The sequence below is a fragment of the Aquimarina aquimarini genome, assembly GCF_900299535.1.
GTDB lineage: Bacteria > Bacteroidota > Bacteroidia > Flavobacteriales > Flavobacteriaceae > Aquimarina > Aquimarina aquimarini.
The window spans coordinates 67,592-89,895 of sequence record NZ_OMKE01000023.1; the positions used below are offsets into that span (position 1 = coordinate 67,592).

The following is a 22,304-nucleotide window of genomic DNA, read 5'->3' on the forward strand; positions in this document are numbered from 1 at the left end:
CAGAGATTGTGTATTTGCAATTCTGAGTCAGAATATATACCTGTAAATATTGTTTTATGAATAGAAAAAAAATAGGATTACTCTTGGGGATACTCATTTTTATCATTTTTCTGATACTTCCTGTACCTCAGGGATTAAGTAGAGAGTCTATGATATCTGCTGGTACAGCTTTATTGATGGCTGTATGGTGGATGACTGAGGCAATCCCTGTATTTGCAACCTCTTTTGTACCTCTAGTGTTATTTCCACTTTTTGGGGTTTTGAAATCTAAAGAAGTCGCATTGAGCTATGGGCATAATTATGTATTGATGCTATTGGCAGGTATTATTATTGCCAAAGCAATAGAATCACAAAACTTACATAAGCGAATAGCCTTATTGATTATTAATCTCATTGGAGTAAATAAAAAGAAAATAATTCTGAGTTTTATGATCTCTACAGCGTTTCTGTCTATGTGGATTGCCAATGTTGCTGTTGCATTGATGATGTTACCAATAGGATTGTCAATTATAAAGAAAGAAGAAACAGATAATCCAGATTCAAAATTTAGTCTAGCATTGATGTTATCGATTGCATATGCTGCTAGTATTGGAGGGATTGGATCTTTGATAGGAACACCGCCAAATTTGGTTTTTGCAGGGATTATTGAATCTCTTTATCCAGAAGCTCCTCAGATAACATTTTCTGATTGGATGCTTATCGGGCTTCCTTTGACTGTTGTTTTATTACCTATTACTTGGTTGTATATTATTGGTTTTTTTAAAATAAAAGGAAGTGTTCCAGGATCAGTTGGTATTATCAAAAATGAATTACAAGAATTAGGTAGAGTTACAACTGGAGAAAAACGTGTTTTTATTGTGTTTTTGATTACCTCATTAGGGTGGATTTTTAGAAAAGATTTGGTGTTTGGTGACTTTGTATTACCAGGGTGGGGTTCTATGCTAGGAGTGTCAAAGTATGTGCATGATACAACCATTGCTATGCTTGGGGTTTTGCTTTTGTTTTTGATTCCTAACGGGAATGAAAAAAGTAATAAGAAATCCTTGATTTCATGGAAAGAAGCAGAAAGTGTGCCTTGGGGAGTTGTTATTCTTGTAGGAGGAGGCTATGCAATAGCCAAAAGTTTTATTAGTACTGGATTGGCAGAATGGATTGGTAGTCAGATAACAGTGTTAGAGAATGCGCCTACATTATTAATTGTTTTTCTTGTGGTGTTGGCGATTACTTTTCTTACGGAAATAAATTCTAATACTGCCACGGCTAATATTTTTATGCCAATTTTGGCAACAGTAGCTATTGCAAATAGTACACATCCTTTTTTGTTAATGATTCCAGCAACATTTGCTTGTTCATGTGCATTTATGCTTCCGTCTGGTACAGGTACTAATGCAGCAATTTTTGCCAGCGAAAAAATTAAGATTCCAGAAATGGCGAGAACAGGGGTCTTAATGAATTTTATAGCCATTATTGTGATAACAATAATTTCGTATCTCATTGTTGTTCCCTTTTTTGATTTGGAGCAAATCCCAGATTGGGTAAAGTAAGAGGTTTTTTGTTAATACTTGTTTAAATGTGGAAACGACCGTCTATATACTTATAGATGGTCGTTTTGATGTTATTCATCTAATAAGTCAGGTCGACGATCTTTTGTTCGTTGGTATGCTTGTTCTTCTCGCCAAGTTTCAATTTTAGGAAAATTACCAGAAGTTAATACCTCGGGTACTTTCCAGCCTTTGTATTCTGCGGGCCTTGTGTAGATAGGAGGGGCTAGTAAATTATCCTGAAATGAATCGGTTAAAGCTGAAGTCTCATTACCTAGTACTCCTGGAATAAGTCTAATGATTGCATCACAAAGAATTAATGCACCTAGTTCTCCTCCTGATAGTACATAATCTCCTACAGAGATTTCTTTGGTGATAAAATGATCTCTTACCCGTTGATCTACACCTTTATAATGACCGCAAAGAATAATAATACTCCCTTTTAGTGATAATTGATTGGCAATACCCTGATTTAGCGTTTCGCCATCAGGAGTCATATATATAACTTCTTCGTAATCTCGTTCTGCTTTTAATTTAGATATGCATTTATCTATAGGTTCTACCATCATTACCATACCTGCACCTCCACCAAATTGATAATCATCTACCTGCTTGTAGTTATTAGTAGTGTAATCTCTAAGGTTATGAAGGTGTACCTCTACCAATCCTTTGTCTATTGATCGCTTCATAATAGAAGCTTCAAAAGGACTTTTTAAGATATCGGGTACTACAGTAATTATATCTATGCGCATCTTTTGTTTGGTTTATGTTTTGTAATGATTAGATATAATATTATGTCTACTAAGTATTAAATAGACAAAAGCAACCTTTATCAAATTCATTAATGGATGCAAAGATGCAAAAGAATATAGTAAAAATCTAAAATTTAAATCTACTTAGCACCAGCTTTACGTTGTTTGTTGATTTCATCTTGAAGTTTACGCATTACTTTTTGTTCTCGTTCTAATGCTCTACGTCTATGTTCTTCAAATTCTGCTTCTGTTTCAGCTAGTGTTTTTCTAGCTTGTAGAGTAATTGCATTACTGTTTTTGAATTTATAGACAAAGAAACTTAGTAGGGCCAAAAGAACACCAACTATAACCCACATGATTGTTTTATAGCTTGATTTAGTAAGTCCTGCGCCAAAAAAACTAATACTATCTTTTTCCTGGGTAACGGTAGTTAGGTTTCCGTTCACTTTGGCAAGGGATTCTTCAAGGTTAGTTATAGTAGCTTTTTGTTCGTCAATCTTTTGGTTGGTAGTATTCAGTTTTGATTCTAATGTTTTAATAGAATCTATGGTGTTCGATTTTAATTTATTAAGCCAGATAAGTTTTACTACTTTGTATTCTTGGTACTTACCAGACTTTTTTATTACCATATCAAATTGTCCCTTGATCTTTTCTTTTTTTAATGCATCGGTAACAGTTATGTTTTCTTCCTGCGCATATGAGGTATGGAAAAAAGATAAGAGTAGTGTTAAGACTAGTAGGTATTGCGGTAATTTCATGTTGTTATTCTTAATTTTAATCGTCGGATATAATATCTCTACAATGAGTAGTAGTTAGAGAGCAAAAATAACTAATAGTGTATAAGTAGAGCGATATTATGAGTTGTTTCTTTTTTGAATATTAATTTCTTCTGTAACGATAATAAATGTACGATATTGTAAGTGATTATAAAGTTTTTTCTATAGGAATTTATAGAGATAAGGTTTGTAGGTTGTTTTATTGTAAGAAGATATTTAAGTTGTTTTTTGAATATAGATAGCTGTTCTATTCTATGAATAAGCATAAAAAAAGCTGGTAATCAATGAAAACCAGCTTAGTTTTTTGTAAATAGCTATTTGCTAGTAGTAGGTAAAACGTCTTACTTTTGCAATATATTTTGATAATCGTATTACTTGATGGCTATAGCCATATTCGTTATCATACCAGATGTATAAAATAGCGTTATTTCCTTTTGAATCAACAATAGTTGCGTTGCTGTCGTATATAGAAGGAGCTGAGGAACCAATAATATCACTAGATACTAATTCGTTATCAAGAGAATATTTTATTTGTTCTACCAAATTTCCTTCAAGAGCATATTTTTTAAGGATAGCATTCATACTCTCTTTAGACGTTTTTTTATCTAAATTAAGGTTTAAGATTGCTAAAGACCCATTTGGTACAGGAACACGTATAGCATTAGAGGTTAATTTTCCTTCAAAACTAGGTAATGCTTTAGAAACTGCTTTTCCAGCTCCTGTTTCAGTTATTACCATGTTTAGAGCGGCTGCACGACCTCTTCTATATTTATTATGCATATTATCAACTAGGTTTTGATCATTGGTGTATGCATGTATGGTTTCTAGGTGACCATTGACTACCCCAAAACTTTCGTCTACCGCTTGTAGGATAGGAGTGATTGCATTGGTGGTACATGAGGCTGCAGAAAAAATATCTATTTTATCTGGATCATTCTCTTTGTGGTTAACTCCATGAACAATATTAGGAATTCCTTTTCCTGGAGCGGTAAGTAGTACTTTATCAATACCTTTTGCTGCCAAATGACGACTAAGTGCTTCTTTATCTCTAAAAGCTCCTGTGTTATCAATAAGTAATGCGTCCTTGATACCAAATTCTGTATAATCGATATCTTCTGGGTTGTTGGCACTAATGACTTTTACAGTAGTTCCATTTATAATTAGTGCACTGTTTTGCAAATCTATTTCTACAGTACCAGCAAAATCTCCATGCACAGAATCACTTCTTAGAAGTGATGCTCTTTTTTCTAATACGTCTTGAGTAATAGCTCCTCTGGTAACGATGGCTCTAAGTCTAAGTTGGCTTCCTTTGCCAGTAATGGTCATTAATTCTCTAGCAACCAAACGACCAATTCTTCCAAATCCATATAAAACTACATCTTTTGGAGAAATAGGTTTAAATTTCTTAGCGTCTTTAAGTTTGTCTTGTACAAAACCATTTATAGATCCGTATTCATCACTAGCTAAATGGTATTCATAAGTAAGTTTACCAATATCTAATTTTGATGGAGGTAAATTCATTAATTTGATAGCTTGTGCGATTTCTACAGAATCAAAAATTGAAATAGGTTTTTGTACAAACTCACCTGCATATTCATGTAAATTGATAATTTCGCTTACGTTTTTATCAATTAACTGATTTCGAAAAAGTACCAACTCTATAGAGTTGTCGTACCAAAGATCACTTACAGTCTTTATAAATGCTACAGTTGCGCGACGTCTGTCTGCCTGAAAGGCTAATTCTTTTTCATAAACTTCGTTAGAGCTCATAATATGTTGTGTTTTAAAGTCTTGAAATTTCGTGCAAAAGTATATATTTCAAACGTTTTCGGGAAGCCTTTTGTGAAAAAAATCCCATTACTTTTTAAAAATAATGGGATTGGCTGTTCTAACGATGCTTTTTGTGTCTTTATTGAAATACAAATTCTCTTTTTTGCCCATTGCGACCCACAAGGCTAATCGTTATGTCTTCATCTTTATATTTACTCTCTATAATCTCTTTTACTTGGAGAACATTTTTTACCTTTTTGCCATCTATTTCACTTATGACAAGTCCTTCAAGGTTATACCTTTTCATTCTAGGGCTTAAAGCTTTACTAATTATTACCCCGTGATCTAGATTGAATTTTTTTAAGTAGTCTTCACTAGGAGGGTTTCTAACTTCTACACCAACATCATTTATATTGTATTTTTGAATCTCGTATTTTGACAAGGTAACGGGTAAGGTTACTTCTTTGTTTTTTCTCAATACTTTGACATTAATAACATCCTTAGGTCTTTTACTGTTTACATACCCTGTTAAGTCTGAGAATTTTTTTATTGGTAGGCCATCGATTTCTTTAATAACATCTCCCTCAGAAAGTCCTGCTTTTTTTGCTCCGCTATCATCAGCAACAGATTGTACAAAAACTCCTTGAGAAACAGAAATGTCATATTTTTCCATTACAGTTTCATTAATAGTTCCTCCAGTGATTCCCAAGATACCACGTTGTACTCCTCCAAATTCAATAATGTCTTCCATTATTTTTTTAACGTTGTTTGATGGAACAGCAAATGCATATCCTACATAACTTCCTGTTTGAGAAGTTATGGCTGTGTTTATACCGATCAATTCTCCTCTGGTGTTTACTAATGCTCCACCGCTGTTTCCAGGGTTGATAGCTGCATCAGTTTGTATAAAAGACTGGATAGTATCATCTGATTCGTTTAAGTCTCTGGATTTTGCACTTATAATACCAGCAGTAACAGTAGAGGTTAAGTTAAAAGGGTTTCCTACGGCCAATACCCATTCTCCAATTTTGGCAGTATTAGAGTCTCCAAAAGGGATGTAGGACAGCTCTTCTTCTGCATCTATTTTGAGTAATGCAATATCAGATTCAGGTGCAGTACCTACGATTTCAGCTTTATAAGATTTGTTGTTGTTTAGTGTTATTTCTAAATCAGTAGCTCCATCAATAACATGATTATTAGTTACGATATAACCATCTTTTGTAATGATCACTCCAGATCCAGCACCTTTGATTCTTCTTTCTTGTGTTCCTCCGTTTCTGAAAAATTCCATTAAATTTCTAGGAGTTCTCGAGATACCGTATTGTTTTACATGTACTACTGCATTTACCGTCTTTTCTGCGGCTAAAGAGAAATCAGTGCTAGCGATAGGTGTGCTTATAGCGTTTGTATTGGTAAGCGTATAATTTGTAGGGATCAAATTAGTCTTGTTTTCATCTTCATTAACAGCTATAGTTTTTGATTCAAAAAACATTTTGTAGGCACCAAGAGTAAATGCCCCAGCGATTATAGCTACGACCAATAAGTTCAAAAATCTTTTCATTTTCTTTTCTTTATTTGTTTGACTTAGTTAATTATCAATATAAATAGACTGGTATTAACTTTTAAAATTACAATTATGGTACATTTTTTATGATATTTAACTCACAATTAACAACAGTTTTTTGTGAACATTCTTTGTACCTTTGTCTCTAATAATTAAATGCACAATGACACTTACTTTTTATAAATATCAAGGTACGGGCAATGATTTTGTGATCATTGATAATAGAGAATCTATTCTCTCCAAAAATAATACCAAATTATTTGCTAGACTTTGTGACAGGAAATTTGGCATAGGTGCAGATGGGTTAATGTTATTAGAACTTCCTCAAAATGAAGAAGATGATTTTACAATGGTGTATTTTAATGCAGATGGTAATGAAAGTTCTATGTGTGGTAATGGAGGAAGGTGTTTAGTAGCTTTTGCGGCATTTTTAGGTATTGTAAAAAATAAAGCTGTATTTACTGCAATAGATGGAAAACACGAAGCGGTACTTGATGAAGGGTTGGTTCATTTACAGATGCAAGATGTGTCTACAATAGAAAAATATGAAAATCATTTGTTTTTAGATACAGGTTCTCCTCACCATGTAGAAATGGTAAAGAATATTACTGATTATGATGTTTTTAATGAAGGAAAAAGAATTAGGAGTGGAAATCCATATTATGAGAAAGGGAGTAATGTAAATTTTGTAGAAAAGATAAATGAAAATGAATTTGCAGTGCGTACTTATGAGAGAGGAGTAGAGGATGAAACCCTATCCTGCGGTACAGGAGTTACTGCTGTAGCGCTTTCTATGTATGAAACTAAACTAACTTCTGGACAAGAGATCAGGGTGAATACTCAAGGAGGGGAGCTCAAGGTTACTTTTAAAAAAACAAAAGAAGGATATAGAGAGATCTTTTTGATAGGACCAGCGGAGCAGGTTTTTAAAGGAGAAATATCATGTTGACATTAAAAGGTGAAAAAATATACCTGCGGGCTCTAGAGCCTGAGGATCTCGATTTTATTTATAGTGTAGAGAATGATGAGCAAGTTTGGGAAATGAGTTCTACGCAAACACCATATTCTAGATTTTTGATCAAACAATATTTAGAAAATGCTCACAAAGATATATATGAAGTAAAACAACTGCGATTAGTTATATCTTCTCATGATCATGTTACCTTGGGATTGATAGATTTATTTGATTTTGATCCCATGCATAACAGAGCTGGAGTTGGGATTTTGATTGTAGAGAAAGAGAATAGAGGTAAAGGGTATGGAGCAGAAGCTTTAGAGCTTATTGCAAATTATGGTTTCACACACCTTCATTTACATCAATTATATGCGAATATTGCAGAAGATAATATGGCAAGTATTAAATTGTTTGAAAATAGAGGATTTACAAAAGTAGGAGTCAAGAAAGAATGGAATTTGGTAAAGGACGTTTATAAAGATGAATTTTTATATCAATTAATATATGTACATTAAAAAAATATTATTAGCTATAGCCTTAGTGGGGTTAATTGTAGGAGGGATTTTTGCGTATAACGTATATCAGGCAGTTTTTTCTCCGAATACAAATTTTGATAAAGAAACATCTGTTGTTTATATCCCTTCAGGGGCTACTTATACTGAGCTTATTGAAATTATAAGCCCTGTTGTAAAAGATATTTATAGCTTTGATAAAATTGCCAGAAGAAAAGGATATATAAAAAATATCAAAGCTGGGAAATATGTCCTGAAAAAAGGTCTTAATAATAATGAGATTGTAAATGTTTTACGAAGTAAAAACTCACCAATTCATGTGAGTTTTAATAATCAGGAACGGTTAGAGAATCTTGCTGGTAGAATTGCTGTGCAAATAGAGGCCGATAGTATTTCTTTACTTAAAGCATTTAAAGATTCTTCTTTTTTAGATGCCAATGGTTTTTCAGAAGAAACCGCTTTGGTTATGTATGTTCCTAATAAATACGAATTCTTTTGGAATACATCTGCCATACAATATAGAGATAGAATGTTGGCTGAGTATAAAAGATTTTGGAATAAATCTCGTTTAGCAAAGGCAAAAAAAATTGGGCTAACACAACATGAGGTTGTGACAATTGCATCTATTGTGCAAAAAGAGACAGCTAAGGTTGATGAACGACCAAGAGTTGCAGGTGTGTACATGAATCGACATAATAATGGATGGAAGTTAGATGCAGATCCTACCGTTATTTATGCTATAAAAAAGCACCGTAATGATTGGGATACTGTTATAAAACGAGTTTTGTACAAAGATTTAGAATTGGATAGTCCTTATAATACATATAAAAATATATCATTACCTCCTGGGCCAATAACGATGCCAGATATTTCATCAATAGATGCTGTTCTTTCTTATGAAAAACATGAGTATTACTTTTTTGTTGCCAATGTAGAGAATTTTGGATATCATAAGTTTGCTAAAACTATGGCGCAACATAATCGCAATAAAAAACAGTATATAGACTGGATCAATAAAAAAGGAATAAGACGATAATTAGACTCTTTTTTTGTAGGAAAAATCAAAGGAAATTTTCTTTGATTATAGAAGAATGCGATAAACTTATTAACAAAAAGCCATTTTTTTGTGAATAATAACATAATTAAGCTTTTTAGTTTTATTCGGTTAAAAGACTTGATTTGACGTTTAAGTGTTTTTTTTTAACATAAAAGTGTTCCTTTTTTATGGTTTTAGACTTCTTTTTTTGTGTAAATACCTGTTTTTCAGTAATATAATTGTTTTAACACTTCTTTCTTCTTATTTTTTAAAAAAGTTGTACATTTGCACGGCAAAAATTTAAGTAGTGGGGGACGTTTTTATGATGGCTACTTAGAAATTTTTTATATGATAAAAAGGATAGTGGGATTATCTGGAATACTTACAATTGGGGGTATATTCTTATTGAGTTTTACAACAGAAGAAAGTATTGATCTTAGTTCTTATAGTACTGAAGGTTTAGACTTGTATTATGTTGCTCCTAATTTTAGTGAAATAGAGGAAGAGGAGTTGTTTTTTGCTCCTGAACTTGGAAGATCTTATGTAGGGTTTAAAGAAGCTCTTGCGTTTAAGGAGTCTAGAGGTGATTATGGTGTTGTAAATCAATTTGGTTATTTGGGGAAATACCAATTTGGGATAAATACTTTAGCTTTAATTGGTCTTAAGAAGATCGGTAGGAATGAGTTTCTTAATGATCCTGCTTTGCAAGAAAAAGCGTTTTATGCCAATCTTTCTAGAAATAAATGGATTTTACGTAGAGATATTCAGTGGTTTGATGGTAAAGTGATTAATGGGGTTAAGGTTACTGAATCGGGGATTCTTGCTGCAGCTCATTTATCAGGCCCTGGTTCTGTGAAGAAATATGTGCGTAGTGGTGGAGTAGAAGGTTTTTCTGATGCCTTTGGTACTACAATTCGTTATTATATGAAGCGTTTTGGTGGGTATGACACTTCTTTTGTTGTTCCTGATAGGAGAGCAAAAGTGATTTTTTGATTATATAAAAGCATTAATCTTTTTGTATAATATATATGGTAGGTCTTTTGTGAAGGTCTACTGTTTCTTCTTTTTTCCATTCTTTTATTGTTTTGGTTACTATGAACTCTGTAGTAAGTGTGATATCACATGCAATACATAATCGGGTGTTGTCATGTAGTATTGTTATGAGGTCAAGAAACATTTTGTCGTTTCTGTAGGGGGTTTCTATAAATATCTGTGATTGATTTTTTTCAAAAGAAGTTCTTTCGAGGTGTTTGATGGTGGATTTTCTCTCGTTTTTGTCTATCGGTAAGTATCCGTTAAAAGTAAAGTTTTGTCCATTCATTCCACTACTCATCATTGCTAGTAAGATAGAGGAGGGGCCAACAAGTGGAGTTACTTTTATTCCTTTTTCATGAGCAATTCTTACAACTTCTGCTCCAGGATCTGCAATTCCAGGGCATCCAGCGTCAGAAAGAAGTCCGATTGATTCTCCGTTAAGACATGGAGTTAGGTATTCTGGAATCTCAGAAATATCAGTATACTTATTGACTGTATTTATGATTAGAGAGCGTTGAGATTTACTGGGGCTTACTTTTTTAATAAACCTTCTTGCTGGTTTCTCGTTCTCTGCTATATAGTGGTTAACTTGTTCTAGTACCTTTTTGATTGATATAGGAAGTACTTCTAGTGGGACATCGTCTCCTAATCGTGTAGGGATTAGGTATAGTCTTCCTTTGGGATCTAGGGGGTTGGGTTCCATAGGTTGTGTTGTAGCTTATTTTGATAAAGATTTTCTTGTTGTATACGCTAGTTTTACTGTGTTAAAAGTTAAAAAAGGAATACTGAATTTGAGTTAATCTTTATGGGTTGAAAATATTTTTTATATGTGTTGTTTACTAAAATAGTGTTATTTTTCTATACTAACGTTATTATTTGTGATGATAGTATGAGGTAGGTATTAGTAATTGGTTAATTTGTAGAGTTGAGTTTTGATGTGATAATATCACAAGCTTTGTCTAGCATTTGGAAGACATCTTCAAAACCTTTGTCTCCTCCGTAGTATGGGTCGGGGACATCAAGATTCTCGTTTGGGTAAAGTTCGTTAAGTATAAGCTGTACTTTGTTTTTGTCTTTATTATTAGATGCTATGTTGATTATATTTTGATAATTAGAGTTGTCCATAGCATATATGTAGTCGTATGTGTTGAAATCACTTGACTTGAATTGTGCTGCTTTTTGAGATGTAATATCTATCCCGTTTTTTTTAGCAACTTCAATAGAGCGCAGGTCTGGTTTATTGCCAATATGGTAATTGCTGGTGCCAGAAGAAGATACACTGAATTTTGAGGAATCTAATTTGGATTGTAGTATACCTTCGGCTAATGGTGATCTGCATATATTGCCAAGGCATACCATTAAGATTTTTGTTTTCATCTGTAATGCGGTATTAGGCTAATAATTGATTTTGTAAGTTGTGATGTATACAACTTGTTTGGTGAAATATTCTACCTGAGTTTATAGATGTGTGTTGTTATAAAGTGAGTTTTTTTCCTAAGTCTTCTACGTATTTTCTGAATTGCTTATCTGTAGATGATAAGTTGTCTACTGTTTTGCAGGCGTGTAAAACGGTAGCGTGATCCCTTTTTCCTATTTGTGTTCCAATACTAGCTAATGATGCTTTGGTTAGTTTTTTTGCAAAAAACATAGCCAATTGCCTAGCTTGAACAATATGGCGTTTTCGTGTTTTAGATTGTAATGTTTCTACGTCCATTTGGAAATAATCACTAACTACTTTTTGAATGTAGTCAATAGATACTTCACGTTTGGTGTTTTTCACATAATTATCTACAATAGCTTTTGCAAGATCTATTGTAATGTCTTTTTTATTGAAAGAAGAGTGGGCGATTAATGAGATAATAGCTCCTTCTAGTTCACGAATATTTGTTTTGATATTATTGGCTAAAAACTCAACGATATCTTCAGGCATTTCAACGCCATCACGATATAGTTTGTTTTTGATAATAGATATTCTGGTTTCAAAATCAGGTTGATGTAACTCTGCAGATAATCCCCATTTGAAACGAGATAGTAATCGCTGTTCTATGTCTTGCATATCTACAGGGGCCTTATCACTTGTAAGGATTACTTGCTTGCCATTTTGGTGTAAATGGTTGAATATGTGAAAAAATACATCTTGTGTTCCTGCTTTTCCAGATAGAAGTTGGATGTCATCTACAATAAGTACATCTATAATTTGGTAAAAATGAATGAAATCATTTCTATTATTCTTCTTTACAGATTCTATATATTGTTGCGTGAATTTTTCAGCTGAGATATATAAAACTGTTTTTTCTGGATAATTATCTTTGATATTTACACCGATAGCGTGCGCTAAATGTGTTTTTCCTAAACCAACTCCTCCAAAAATTAATAATGGATTAAAAGAAGTTCCACCAGGTTTATTGGCAACAGCCATACCAGCAGAGCGAGCTAATCTGTTAGAATCACCTTCGAGAAAATTTTCAAAATTATAACTCGGGTTTAATTGAGATTCTATTTTTACGTTTCGTATTCCGGGGATAACGAAAGGGTTTTTGAGCTCTGGGTTCTTACTTTTTATAGGAACATCTACTTCTTGAGAGTTGACTGCGGTTCTATTTGCACTTGGTATTTTTTCAGTAAATGGCTTTTTATTGCCATAAGTGTTTTCCATTTTTATAACATAAACCAACTTTGCACCTTCTCCTAATTCACGAGTTAAAGATACTTTAAGTAAGTTGACGTAATGTTCTTCTAGCCACTCGTAAAAAAATTTACTAGGTACCTGAATACTTAGAGCGCCATCTGTAAGTTTTACAGCTTTGATTGGTTCAAACCAAGTTTTATAAGCTTGAGGTGTAATGTTATCTTCTATAAAAGACAGGCAACTATCCCAAACTGATTGCGCGGTTACATTCATTATTGCGGTTAGATTTACTTTTTTTATTATGGTACTATGTGAAAGGATGTTGTTGAAAAAAAATCCTTACTAATTTTGCTTGACAAATATGTGAACAAAAAATGTAAAAAAAAAACGATTTGGGGGTTGAATATTAATTATTTTTTTCGCATAATTTGATAGCATTACTTTTAATTTGCTTTAATCATTCTAAATAGTTAACCTATGTCAATCATTTCTGAAACCTTACTAAAAGTGCGTTACTCTGAAACAGACCAAATGGGGGTGGTACACCATGGTAACTATGCACAGTACTTAGAGTTAGCTCGAATTGACTGGTTATCTCAATTAGGGGTCTCTTATAAAACAATGGAAGAAAATGGTATTATGCTTCCTGTGTTTACATTAGATTTTAAATTTAAGAAATCTGCCTTCTTTGACGATGAATTGACTGTTAAAACTTCGCTAAGGAAAATTCCTACAGCTAAAATAGTTTTTGACTTCGAAATCTTCAATGAAAAACGAGAGTTATTAACAACGGCGTCTGCTACTTTGGTTTTTGTTGATAGCAAAACCCGAAAACCTATTCCATGTCCCCCTTACTTATTAGAAAAAATTAAAAATTCCTAATCTAAATCTTTTACTTTTTTTATTTCTACCTCATACAACGAGGAAAAAGCATTTTTTATTTTATCAATAAACTTTTTTCTTACAGAAATATAAATTTTACAATTAAGTTCAAGGTTTTGTTTTATGATTGAGAGATTATTTTCCTTAATAATTCGCATTACTTTGTTCATGTCTTTATATTCAAAAACAATCTCAAAATGAACATCAATAGTTTTTTCTACAATGGTTGATGCTTCTAGTGCAAGTTGTGCAGAAGTTTTATAAGCATTAATCAATCCTCCTACGCCAAGTTTTACTCCTCCAAAATATCTAACAACTATAATTAGTATGTTGGTAACATCATACGATAGGATTTGACCATAGATTGGTTGACCAGCAGAATTAGAGGGTTCACCATCATCGTTTACACGGTATCTAGTTTGTTCTATCCCTATTTGCCATGCATAGCACCAATGTCTTGCTGAATGGTGTTGTTTTTTTAGTTTGGTGATAATTTGTTTTGTTTCGTCTTCTGTAGTTACAGGGAAAGCATATCCATAGAATTTACTGTTTTTATCTTTGTAGAGGGTTTCTTCTCCTGGAGTATTAATGGTTTTATATGTATCGTCTATTGTATCCAAGTCTAATGTTTAGTTATATAGAAAAGGTAACCAGAATAATACTAGCGATGGCTAGAATAATTCCAATCCAGTTTTTGAGAAGTAATTTTTCTTTAAAAAAAAGAATCCCAGCAAAAGTAGAAACCAAAAGTATGGCTACATTGTTAATAGTAAAAACGGTAGAGCTGTCCATGCTATTATATCGCAATGCTTTTATTAAAAAGAATATCGAAAAATAATTTGGAACACCTAGTACGATTCCTGCTATTATATTTTTGAGTTTAATTTTGAGTGTTCCTGTAATTGCTTTTATAAAAAGTATGATAATACCTATAATAGCAGCAAACCCAAAAATAGTGGCAGAAAAAATGGGGACATCATTTTCTGCTACATGATGTGTTTCAAGAAATTTAATACTTGTGTCAATAATACCGCTACCGATAAAGACGAGTAGGGGGAATATTAGATTTTTTCTGGTAATAGGAACCCCTCCTGTATTTTTTATTGAGGTAAGAAAAACGGCAATAAGGGCAATTAAGATTCCTGTTATTTTTACAACTCCAGTGCTTTCGTGGTAAACAATAATTCCAAATATGATGGGTATCGTTACACTCATCTTGGTGGCTACTGCGGCTACAGAAAGCCCATTTCTTTGAGTCGTTATTGCCATTAGATTAAATACAGATATAAAAATAACCCCTAGTATCATAGTGCCATAAAACCAACCTTCTTTTGATATAGAAACTATATTGATAGGTTCAGTATATGCAATCATTCCAGAAATTGAGGCTACAATATAATTTACAATGATTGCTTGTAGTATATTGATGTCAAATCTAGAGAATAACTTGAAAATTATAAAGATCAGGGTTGAGGCAAGGACACTTAGGAGTAAATAAATCACAATATGTCTGATTTTGTAGTGAATAGGCTTGTTACATCCTCGGTCTTAGGGTTGTTGTTCCAAGTGTGAATGCCTAATGATGCGGCAGCGTCTGTATTTTCTTTAGTATCATCAATAAATAATGTTTCTGTAGGGTTCAGTTTATTTTGGTTCAGTACAAATTCAAAAATCTCGGTATTGGGTTTTCTCATTTGGATTTGATGAGAAAGATAGAAAATATCAAAGCATGACTTGAATTCTTCAAAAAATGGAATATGTTCTGCAATCCATTTTATATGTAATTCATTTGTATTGCTTAGTAGTATTAATTTGTATTGCTGTTCAGAGGCTATTTTTTTTATAAACTCAAAACGATGTTTCGGGAAATCTTTTAGAATAGCATTCCAGGCATTAATTATTTCGTTTTTTGATGCTTCTGGAACCAATGTTTGAAAAGATGTTATGAGTTCTTGGGTAGAAATAGCTCCTACCTCATAGCGCTTATTGAGGCGTTGTATTTCTGAAACAGAAGAGATTTCTCCTAGTTTTAAAAATTCTCTTTCTGTGGCAGGTTTGTCTAGATTGATAAAAACATCTCCAAAATCAAAAACTAAAGTTTTAATCATTTTTATAGGTGGTTAAAGTGTCTGTTGTTATTTTTTCTCTCGAAATTAAAACTCCTTTACATATCGGAGCTTTTGTTCCAGATTCAAAAGTAATACTTCCTTCAAAAACCCTAGCTTCATCCCAAAGATTTTTATCGATAAAAGATTGTATGGTATGTGTGCCCCCTTCTATAATTACAGATTGAATTTTATGTTTGTATAAGATGTCACAGATTGATTTTGCAATATTATTGTGTGCATCAACGGCTTCATAAATAAGTGTATCTGTACTTTTTTTTATATGTTGTTCGGTGGTAATTAGTATTGTTTTGGTAATGTTATCTAGGATGTTAGAATTCACGGGAATTTGATTAGACCGATCAATAACAATTCTTATAGGGTGATTGCCTGACCAATTTCTGGTTGTGAGCTTTGGGTTGTCTTTTATAACGGTTTGATTACCTACCAAGATAGCTTGTTCTTCTGCTCGCCATTTGTGAGCAATTTGTTTAGAATGAGTATTGGTTATCCATACAGGTTCTCTTTTTTTGGTATGAGCTGGCGCAATATAACCATCAAGGGTTTGAGCCCATTTTAAAACAATATAAGGTCGCTTTTTATTGTGAAAAGTAAAAAAACGTTTATTCAATTCAAGGCATTCTTTTTCTAAAACACCAAGGACAACATCACACCCTGCATTCATTAGTCTACGAACTCCATTTCCAGATACTTTTGCAAAAGTGTCTATGGTGCCAATAACCACTTTTTTAATCCCCTTTTTTATGATTAAGTCGCTACAGGGAGGTGTTTTTCCGAAATGACTACATGGTTCAAGGCTTACATATATAGTAGCATCTTTGAGTAGAGAGGTGTCTTTTACAGAAGCAATGGCATTTACTTCTGCATGAGGTTTTCCTGATTGATAATGCCATCCTTCTCCTATAATTGTATCGTCAACAACAATTACGCTACCTACCAACGGATTGTTATAGGTTGTTCCTAGCCCATTTTTGGCTAACTGGATGCATCGTTTTATGTATTTTTCGTGTAGTGTCAATGTTTATAAATAATAAAAATAGGTAAAACTATGTATTTAATGTCTTGTTTTAAGATTTATGAATTAATGAGATAGATTTTTGCAGTAAAAAGCACCTATTTTAATCTTACTTTCTGTTCTTTGTCGACAGGATATGAATAAGAAAAGTGCCCAAAGTGATACCTAATGGCACCTTTATATTGAATGTTTAGTGAATCTGCTTGAATTACGTTTAATATATTACCAAGAATAGTTTTTTTATTGTCCTTATAAATCTTAGAAAGAGAAAAAGTTCCTTCTAAGGGAATGGTGAATTCATTTTTGGTAGGAACATTAAACTCTTGAGCAGAAACTTTTCCTACATGTATATGATCTACAAAAATTTGAATACTATCTATAGAGAGTTTTCCTTGTAGGTTGTTTGGATTGTTGAAAACAGCATCAGCTTTAAGAGTTATATTACGTAGGCTGATATTTTTAACCATAATATTATCAATGTATCTAAATTCTGGTTTTTTAGAAATAGAACAGTTGGTAGTACATGTGATTATTGTTAATAATAATAGAAATTTACGCATTGATTTCTGGTGAGATTTAATGTATATTTCAGTCTCTATGATAAGAGATTAAACTTTTGTGCTCAAACAAAGAGTCAGAATTGTTTTTCAGGTCTGAAATTTTGTTAAGATGTCACAAAAATAATATTTTAAATATAATATGAGCGATATAAAAATCAGAAAGATAGCAATTGAAGATAATACAAAGATTGCTACTGTGATACGAGATGTGTTGATAGAAATGGGGGTTCCTAAAGTAGGAACAGCTTATGAAGATGAAGCTTTGGATAAAATGTATGAAACTTATGATTACCCAAGAAGGAGGTATTATGTCGTAGAAGAAAAAGGAAATATTATAGGAGGGGCAGGTATTGCAGCATTAGAAGGGGGAGATTCAGAGACTATTTGCGAACTGCAAAAAATGTATTTCTTACCTTGCACCCGGGGAAAAGGAATTGGATTTCAAATGATACAAAAATGTCTTGAATTTGCAAAAGAAGCAGGATATGTAAAATGCTATCTAGAAACAATGCCATATATGGAGGCTGCAAGAAAATTATATAAAAGAGTAGGTTTTTTACCCTTGGAAAAACCAATGGGAGACACAGGACATTATAATTGTCAAGCCTGGATGATTAAAGAGTTATAAAAATACACCTTGAATTGAAAATACAAGACCTGAGAACTAGTTTTATAAATGTTTTATCAGAAATCTATGATGCTGATGAAGTAACATCTTTTTTTTATTTACTTTCTGAAAAAATTTTGGATTTATCGAGGGTAGATATTGCAATAAATTTAAGTAAAGAGCTTACTCTTGAAGAGTTGAACACATTTGATCTGGCTAGAAAACGATTAGAAAAACAAGAGCCTATTCAATATATAATAGGAAGCACCTATTTTTATGGTTTATCATTTGTGGTAAATTCAAATGTTCTTATTCCAAGACCTGAAACAGAAGAATTAGTCGATTGGATTGTAAAAGATTATAAAAATAAGAAAGTGCAGATTTTGGATATAGGAACAGGTAGTGGTTGTATAGCTGTTACTTTGGCTAAAAATTTACCAGAAGCACAGGTCTATGCAATTGATATTTCAGAAGGAGCAATAGAAGTAGCTAGAGAAAATGCAAAACAAAATAAAGTAGATGTCGTATTTATTAAGGCAGATATTTTGAATATGGATGAAATGTTGCAAAATTTTGATGTTATTGTATCAAATCCACCATATGTACGTGAGTTGGAGAAAACAGAGATAAAAGCTAATGTGCTCAACAATGAGCCAGCAAGAGCGTTGTTTGTTTCTGATAATGAGCCGTTGGTTTTTTATAAAAAGATTACGAGTATAGCAGTAGAAAAGCTGAATAGTAATGGAACGTTATATTTTGAAATTAATCAATATTTAGGAAAAGAAACAAAAAAAATGATACAAGAGCAAGGGTTCTTATCGGTAACCTTGCGTAAAGATTTGTATGCTAATGACAGGATGATAAAAGCTTGTTTTGATTAAAGTATTTGTGTAATGAGAGCTTTGAATTCAATTTGTGTATTTTGTGGTAGTAGTGAGGGGGATGATGAGAGAATAGTTGAAGCGGCAGTTACTTTGGGAAAAAAAATGGCGCAGCAACAAATATCTTTGGTGTATGGAGGAGCTAAAATTGGTATAATGGGAAAAGTAGCTGATTCAGTTATGCAATGTAGCGGAGAAGTGGTTGGTGTAATTCCTGAGTTTTTAAAACAAAAAGAAATTGTTCATTTAGGAGTACATAAATTAATTACTACAACTAATATGCATGAACGAAAAATGAAGATGCAGGCACTCAGTGATGGTTTTATAACTCTTCCAGGAGGGTTTGGGTCACTAGAAGAATTGTTTGAGGTTATAACATGGTCGCAGTTAGGGTTGCATCAAAAACCAATTGGGCTTTTGAATGTAGAAGGCTTTTATGATGATCTATTGGCAATGCTTGAACATATGGTGCATAAAGAGTTTTTAAAAAAGGAAGATTATAAGCTCCTTCTTGTGGATAAAGATATAGATAAGTTATTAGAGAAAATGAAGGCTTTTAAGTCACTAAAAGTGTCAAAATGGTTAAAAAAAGATAGAACCTGAAATCATAAATAATTGAATGAGTACAGAACAAAAAATTAATGAATTAAGAGAAGAGTTACGACAGCATAACCACAATTACTATGTGTTGGATGCAGCTGTAATAAGTGACTATGAGTTTGATATGAAGCTAAAAGAGCTACAAAAGCTTGAAGAAAAATATCCTGAATTTTATGACCCTAATTCTCCTACACTCAGAGTAGGAGGTGAGGTTACTAAGAATTTTGAAACAATAGTACATGAACATAGAATGTATTCTTTGGATAATTCATACTCAAAAGAAGATTTATTAGATTGGGAAAAACGTTTAAAAAAGCAAATAGATGGAGATATTAATTACACTTGTGAACTTAAATATGATGGTGCATCAATAAGCCTTACTTATGAAGATGGAGTATTGGCAAAGGCAGTAACAAGAGGTGATGGTATTCAAGGAGATAATGTAACGACAAATATAAAAACAATTAAGTCGGTTCCTTTGAAATTAAAAGGTGATTTTCCTGTTAAGTTTGATATTCGTGGAGAAATTGTTTTGCCTTATGATGGATTTATAAAAATGAATGAGGAGCGAGTTGCGGCAGGAGAAGAGCCGTATGCCAACCCTAGAAATACAGCTTCTGGTAGTTTAAAATTGCAAGATAGTAGTGAGACCGCTAGACGACCATTAGACTGTTTATTGTATAATATAACAGGAAATAGACTGGGGATTATTACTCAATTTGAGAGTCTCCAAAAGGCAAGAGATTGGGGGTTTAAAGTTCCTGCAGAGTCAAAAATGGTGAATTCTATTGATGAGGTGTTAGAATTTGTTGCGTATTGGGATGAGCATCGTCATGATTTACCTTATGAAACAGATGGAATTGTGATCAAGGTAAATAGTTTGCAACAACAAGAAGAACTTGGTTTTACCGCAAAAGCACCTAGGTGGGCTATGGCTTATAAATTTAAAGCAGAACAGGTCTCTACAGAGCTTTATGAAATTACATATCAGGTAGGTAGAACAGGAGCAATAACTCCTGTTGCTAATCTAGAACCTGTCTCTCTTGCGGGAACTACTGTAAAAAGAGCTTCATTGCATAATGCAGATCAGATAGAAAAATTAGATATACGAGTAGGAGATACTGTCTTTGTTGAAAAGGGAGGAGAGATTATTCCTAAAATAATAGGAGTAGATCTCAAAAAAAGGAAAGAGGACTCAGAGCACACAATCTATATTACTGAGTGCCCTGAGTGTCAAACTGAACTTATCAGAAAAGAAGGAGAAGCACAACATTACTGTCCTAATTATGCAGGTTGCTCTCCACAAATCATAGGGAGGATACAGCATTATATTTCAAGAAAAGCTATGGATATAGAAGGGCTTGGGGGAGAAACTGTTGCATTATTAGTAAATGAAGGGTTGATAGTGAATTATGCTGATCTGTATGAGTTAAAAAAAGAGCAGGTTGTTCCATTAGAAAGAATGGCAGAAAAAAGTGCAGAGAACTTAATTGAAGGTATAGAGAAATCTAAAAAAATACCTTTTGAACGTGTTTTGTTTGCATTAGGGATTCGATATGTAGGTGAAACAGTTGCTAAAAAATTAGCGAAATATTATAAGTTTATAGATGCTATTGTCAATGCTTCAGAAGAGGAATTAGTTAATGTAGATGAGATAGGGATAAAAATAGCTCAGAGTGTTGTAGAGTTTTTTACTTCTGAAGAAAATAGAAACTTAGTAAGGCGGTTACAGCAATATGGCATTCAGTTAGAGATTTCTGCAGAGAAATTAGCTAATCAAACCAATAAGTTAGAAGGTGAGACATATGTAGTTTCAGGAGTTTTTGAAAAAGTATCACGTAATGAACTTAAAAAAATGATAGAAGATAATGGCGGTAAAGTTTCTAGTTCAATATCTTCAAAAACGTCGTTTATTATTGCTGGGGCTAATATGGGGCCTAGTAAACTTGAAAAAGCAAATAAATTAGAGATTTCGATTATTAGCGAAGATGAGTTTTTACAAAAGATAGAGAAGGAGTAAAGCCAAAAAAGCTCTTTTTTTGTAATCAGTGATATCTCTGCTTGATTTTATCTGTTATATCATCTTATGTTGTTGCTTTTGTGCAGTGAAAAAAAACATTTAATATATAAGATTTTAAGAAAATTTTAAGTTAAACTAAAATTTAGTATCTTGTGTGTAGGGAATGTTATTTAACTGTATAATAGGTATTTGGGTTTTTTATTTTATTAAATTCTCGATGCAAACTGTATTTGATGAATGGAGGGAAATTACTAAAGATTTTAATCTTTTTTTTGATTATTTTGCAAGTAGCAGGTTTTGTGATTCATAATGAATCTATAACCAGATATGCGTGCTTATTTCTTTTTTTTGCAATTGCTTCCCTTTATTTTATATACACCAAGCAGGTAAGAGTATTCAAAATCATTATTCTTGCGGTATTTTTTATAAAAGAATTGATTGTTTTCTGTGCTTTTGAAAACGGAATTAAATATCACATTGTTATGCATATCGTGATTTATATTCTATTATTTTATTTTTTGTATTTCAACCATAAGTCGTTTATATATAATAAGAGAGATATTTTTACATTGATATTAGGGAGTGTTTTGTTTACTGTTATTCTTGCAATTACTTATTATGAGCTTAAAACACTTATGGGGAATCTGCAGGTATTTGGTTTTTTTTACCTGTTGTTAATTTATGTTTTGTTGATTATAGGAGCGATGCATTATATCAATATAAGGTCAGAAAAATCATTATGGTTTTTTCTATCAATGTTGAATTTTGCATTTAGTGATTTTATGTTTTTAATAGATAGGTTTTATTTAGAATCAAATGAATTAAAAATGTTTATTATGATATGTAGCCCCTTTGGGTTTATTTTTCTAGTAAAATACATGATAACGAAGACATTAGTTCTGAAAGCAGAAGAATTTGAGGGTTTTTAATTTTGGTAAAATGTGGTTGTTTTTAAGAATTGCTGTTTTTTTTACGTTATAAATTAGTATTTTGTATACATTTTTATAGTTTATTGCGATTTCTTTGAGAAAAACAGATGTTAC

Annotated in this window: 23 protein-coding genes; 11 read left to right on the plus strand and 12 right to left on the minus strand. The window is 32.5% G+C overall.

The features are described from left to right. Positions 1-56 precede the first annotated feature (56 nt). Positions 57-1,544: an SLC13 family permease gene (locus tag DG508_RS11425; RefSeq protein ID WP_108868264.1), complete on the plus strand. Its 1,488-nt coding sequence runs from the start codon at positions 57-59 to the stop codon at positions 1,542-1,544. Positions 1,545-1,615: 71 nt separating this feature from the next. Here DG508_RS11425 and trmD read toward each other — a convergent pair whose 3' ends face one another. The 4 genes from trmD to DG508_RS11445 all read right to left on the minus strand — a co-directional run bounded on the left by trmD (position 1,616) and on the right by DG508_RS11445 (position 6,400). Next, on the minus strand, positions 1,616-2,293 hold the full coding sequence (trmD, locus tag DG508_RS11430) for a tRNA (guanosine(37)-N1)-methyltransferase TrmD (protein ID WP_108868265.1): 678 nt from the start codon (positions 2,291-2,293) through the stop codon (positions 1,616-1,618). A 140-nt stretch (positions 2,294-2,433) separates the two neighbouring features. After that, positions 2,434-3,051: a tRNA (guanine-N1)-methyltransferase gene (locus DG508_RS11435; RefSeq protein ID WP_108868266.1), complete on the minus strand. Its 618-nt coding sequence runs from the start codon at positions 3,049-3,051 to the stop codon at positions 2,434-2,436. Between the two features lie 339 nt (positions 3,052-3,390). Further along, positions 3,391-4,839 (minus strand): glyceraldehyde-3-phosphate dehydrogenase, encoded by a 1,449-nt coding sequence (locus DG508_RS11440; RefSeq protein WP_108868267.1) that lies wholly within the window; start codon positions 4,837-4,839, stop codon positions 3,391-3,393. Positions 4,840-4,978: 139 nt separating this feature from the next. Further along, entirely contained in the window at positions 4,979-6,400 is a 1,422-nt protein-coding gene (locus DG508_RS11445) for a S1C family serine protease (RefSeq protein ID WP_108868268.1), read from the minus strand. Between the two features lie 166 nt (positions 6,401-6,566). On the opposite strand from DG508_RS11445, the gene dapF reads away from it, so the two are divergent. The 4 genes from dapF to DG508_RS11465 all read left to right on the plus strand — a co-directional run bounded on the left by dapF (position 6,567) and on the right by DG508_RS11465 (position 9,899). Continuing rightward, complete coding sequence (gene dapF / locus DG508_RS11450; RefSeq protein WP_108868269.1) at positions 6,567-7,352, plus strand: diaminopimelate epimerase; 786 nt, start codon at positions 6,567-6,569, stop codon at positions 7,350-7,352. Continuing rightward, complete coding sequence (locus DG508_RS11455; protein WP_108868270.1) at positions 7,346-7,873, plus strand: GNAT family N-acetyltransferase; 528 nt, start codon at positions 7,346-7,348, stop codon at positions 7,871-7,873. The genes dapF and DG508_RS11455 overlap by 7 nt, the downstream gene beginning before the upstream one ends. Next, positions 7,863-8,906 carry an endolytic transglycosylase MltG gene (gene mltG, locus DG508_RS11460; RefSeq protein ID WP_108868271.1) on the plus strand — a complete coding sequence of 348 codons (1,044 nt, stop codon included), beginning with the start codon at positions 7,863-7,865 and terminating at the stop codon, positions 8,904-8,906. Before DG508_RS11455 ends, mltG begins: the two co-directional genes overlap by 11 nt. Positions 8,907-9,254: 348 nt before the next feature. Further along, positions 9,255-9,899 carry a peptidoglycan-binding protein LysM gene (locus DG508_RS11465; protein ID WP_108868272.1) on the plus strand — a complete coding sequence of 215 codons (645 nt, stop codon included), beginning with the start codon at positions 9,255-9,257 and terminating at the stop codon, positions 9,897-9,899. A 13-nt stretch (positions 9,900-9,912) separates the two neighbouring features. Here the strand turns inward: DG508_RS11465 and DG508_RS11470 are convergent, their stop codons facing one another. The 3 genes from DG508_RS11470 to dnaA all read right to left on the minus strand — a co-directional run bounded on the left by DG508_RS11470 (position 9,913) and on the right by dnaA (position 12,843). Beyond that, positions 9,913-10,644 carry an SAM-dependent methyltransferase gene (locus DG508_RS11470; protein ID WP_108868273.1) on the minus strand — a complete coding sequence of 244 codons (732 nt, stop codon included), beginning with the start codon at positions 10,642-10,644 and terminating at the stop codon, positions 9,913-9,915. 209 nt (positions 10,645-10,853) lie between these two features. Continuing rightward, positions 10,854-11,318: a low molecular weight protein-tyrosine-phosphatase gene (locus DG508_RS11475; RefSeq protein ID WP_108868274.1), complete on the minus strand. Its 465-nt coding sequence runs from the start codon at positions 11,316-11,318 to the stop codon at positions 10,854-10,856. Positions 11,319-11,415: 97 nt separating this feature from the next. Next, entirely contained in the window at positions 11,416-12,843 is a 1,428-nt protein-coding gene (gene dnaA, locus DG508_RS11480) for a chromosomal replication initiator protein DnaA (RefSeq protein ID WP_108868275.1), read from the minus strand. 204 nt (positions 12,844-13,047) lie between these two features. Here dnaA and DG508_RS11485 point away from each other — a divergent pair, with 204 nt between their 5' ends. Beyond that, positions 13,048-13,452, plus strand: a complete 405-nt coding sequence (locus tag DG508_RS11485; protein WP_108868276.1) for an acyl-CoA thioesterase — start codon at positions 13,048-13,050, stop codon at positions 13,450-13,452. Here the strand turns inward: DG508_RS11485 and DG508_RS11490 are convergent. The 5 genes from DG508_RS11490 to DG508_RS11510 form a co-directional block, all read right to left on the minus strand. Further along, on the minus strand, positions 13,449-14,063 hold the full coding sequence (locus tag DG508_RS11490) for an IMPACT family protein (RefSeq protein WP_199912786.1): 615 nt from the start codon (positions 14,061-14,063) through the stop codon (positions 13,449-13,451). The genes DG508_RS11485 and DG508_RS11490 overlap by 4 nt on opposite strands. Positions 14,064-14,085: 22 nt before the next feature. Beyond that, positions 14,086-14,955, minus strand: a complete 870-nt coding sequence (locus DG508_RS11495) for an EamA family transporter (RefSeq protein ID WP_108868278.1) — start codon at positions 14,953-14,955, stop codon at positions 14,086-14,088. After that, positions 14,952-15,560 carry an HAD family hydrolase gene (locus tag DG508_RS11500; RefSeq protein WP_108868279.1) on the minus strand — a complete coding sequence of 203 codons (609 nt, stop codon included), beginning with the start codon at positions 15,558-15,560 and terminating at the stop codon, positions 14,952-14,954. Before DG508_RS11500 ends, DG508_RS11495 begins: the two co-directional genes overlap by 4 nt. Then, positions 15,553-16,596 (minus strand): bifunctional diaminohydroxyphosphoribosylaminopyrimidine deaminase/5-amino-6-(5-phosphoribosylamino)uracil reductase RibD, encoded by a 1,044-nt coding sequence (gene ribD / locus DG508_RS11505; RefSeq protein WP_108868280.1) that lies wholly within the window; start codon positions 16,594-16,596, stop codon positions 15,553-15,555. Before ribD ends, DG508_RS11500 begins: the two co-directional genes overlap by 8 nt. 95 nt (positions 16,597-16,691) lie before the next feature. Continuing rightward, positions 16,692-17,153, minus strand: coding sequence for a hypothetical protein (locus DG508_RS11510; protein ID WP_108868281.1), 462 nt, complete (start codon positions 17,151-17,153; stop codon positions 16,692-16,694). Between the two features lie 139 nt (positions 17,154-17,292). On the opposite strand from DG508_RS11510, the gene DG508_RS11515 reads away from it, so the two are divergent. The 5 genes from DG508_RS11515 to DG508_RS11535 all read left to right on the plus strand — a co-directional run bounded on the left by DG508_RS11515 (position 17,293) and on the right by DG508_RS11535 (position 22,190). Next, complete coding sequence (locus DG508_RS11515; protein ID WP_108868282.1) at positions 17,293-17,781, plus strand: GNAT family N-acetyltransferase; 489 nt, start codon at positions 17,293-17,295, stop codon at positions 17,779-17,781. 14 nt (positions 17,782-17,795) lie between these two features. Then, positions 17,796-18,641 carry a peptide chain release factor N(5)-glutamine methyltransferase gene (gene prmC, locus DG508_RS11520; RefSeq protein ID WP_108868283.1) on the plus strand — a complete coding sequence of 282 codons (846 nt, stop codon included), beginning with the start codon at positions 17,796-17,798 and terminating at the stop codon, positions 18,639-18,641. Positions 18,642-18,653: 12 nt separating this feature from the next. Next, positions 18,654-19,244 (plus strand): LOG family protein, encoded by a 591-nt coding sequence (locus DG508_RS11525; protein ID WP_108868284.1) that lies wholly within the window; start codon positions 18,654-18,656, stop codon positions 19,242-19,244. Positions 19,245-19,260: 16 nt separating this feature from the next. Next, positions 19,261-21,261, plus strand: coding sequence for an NAD-dependent DNA ligase LigA (ligA, locus tag DG508_RS11530; protein ID WP_108868285.1), 2,001 nt, complete (start codon positions 19,261-19,263; stop codon positions 21,259-21,261). A 233-nt stretch (positions 21,262-21,494) separates the two neighbouring features. Further along, positions 21,495-22,190, plus strand: a complete 696-nt coding sequence (locus DG508_RS11535) for a hypothetical protein (protein WP_108868286.1) — start codon at positions 21,495-21,497, stop codon at positions 22,188-22,190. The last annotated feature ends 114 nt before the right edge of the window (positions 22,191-22,304 follow it).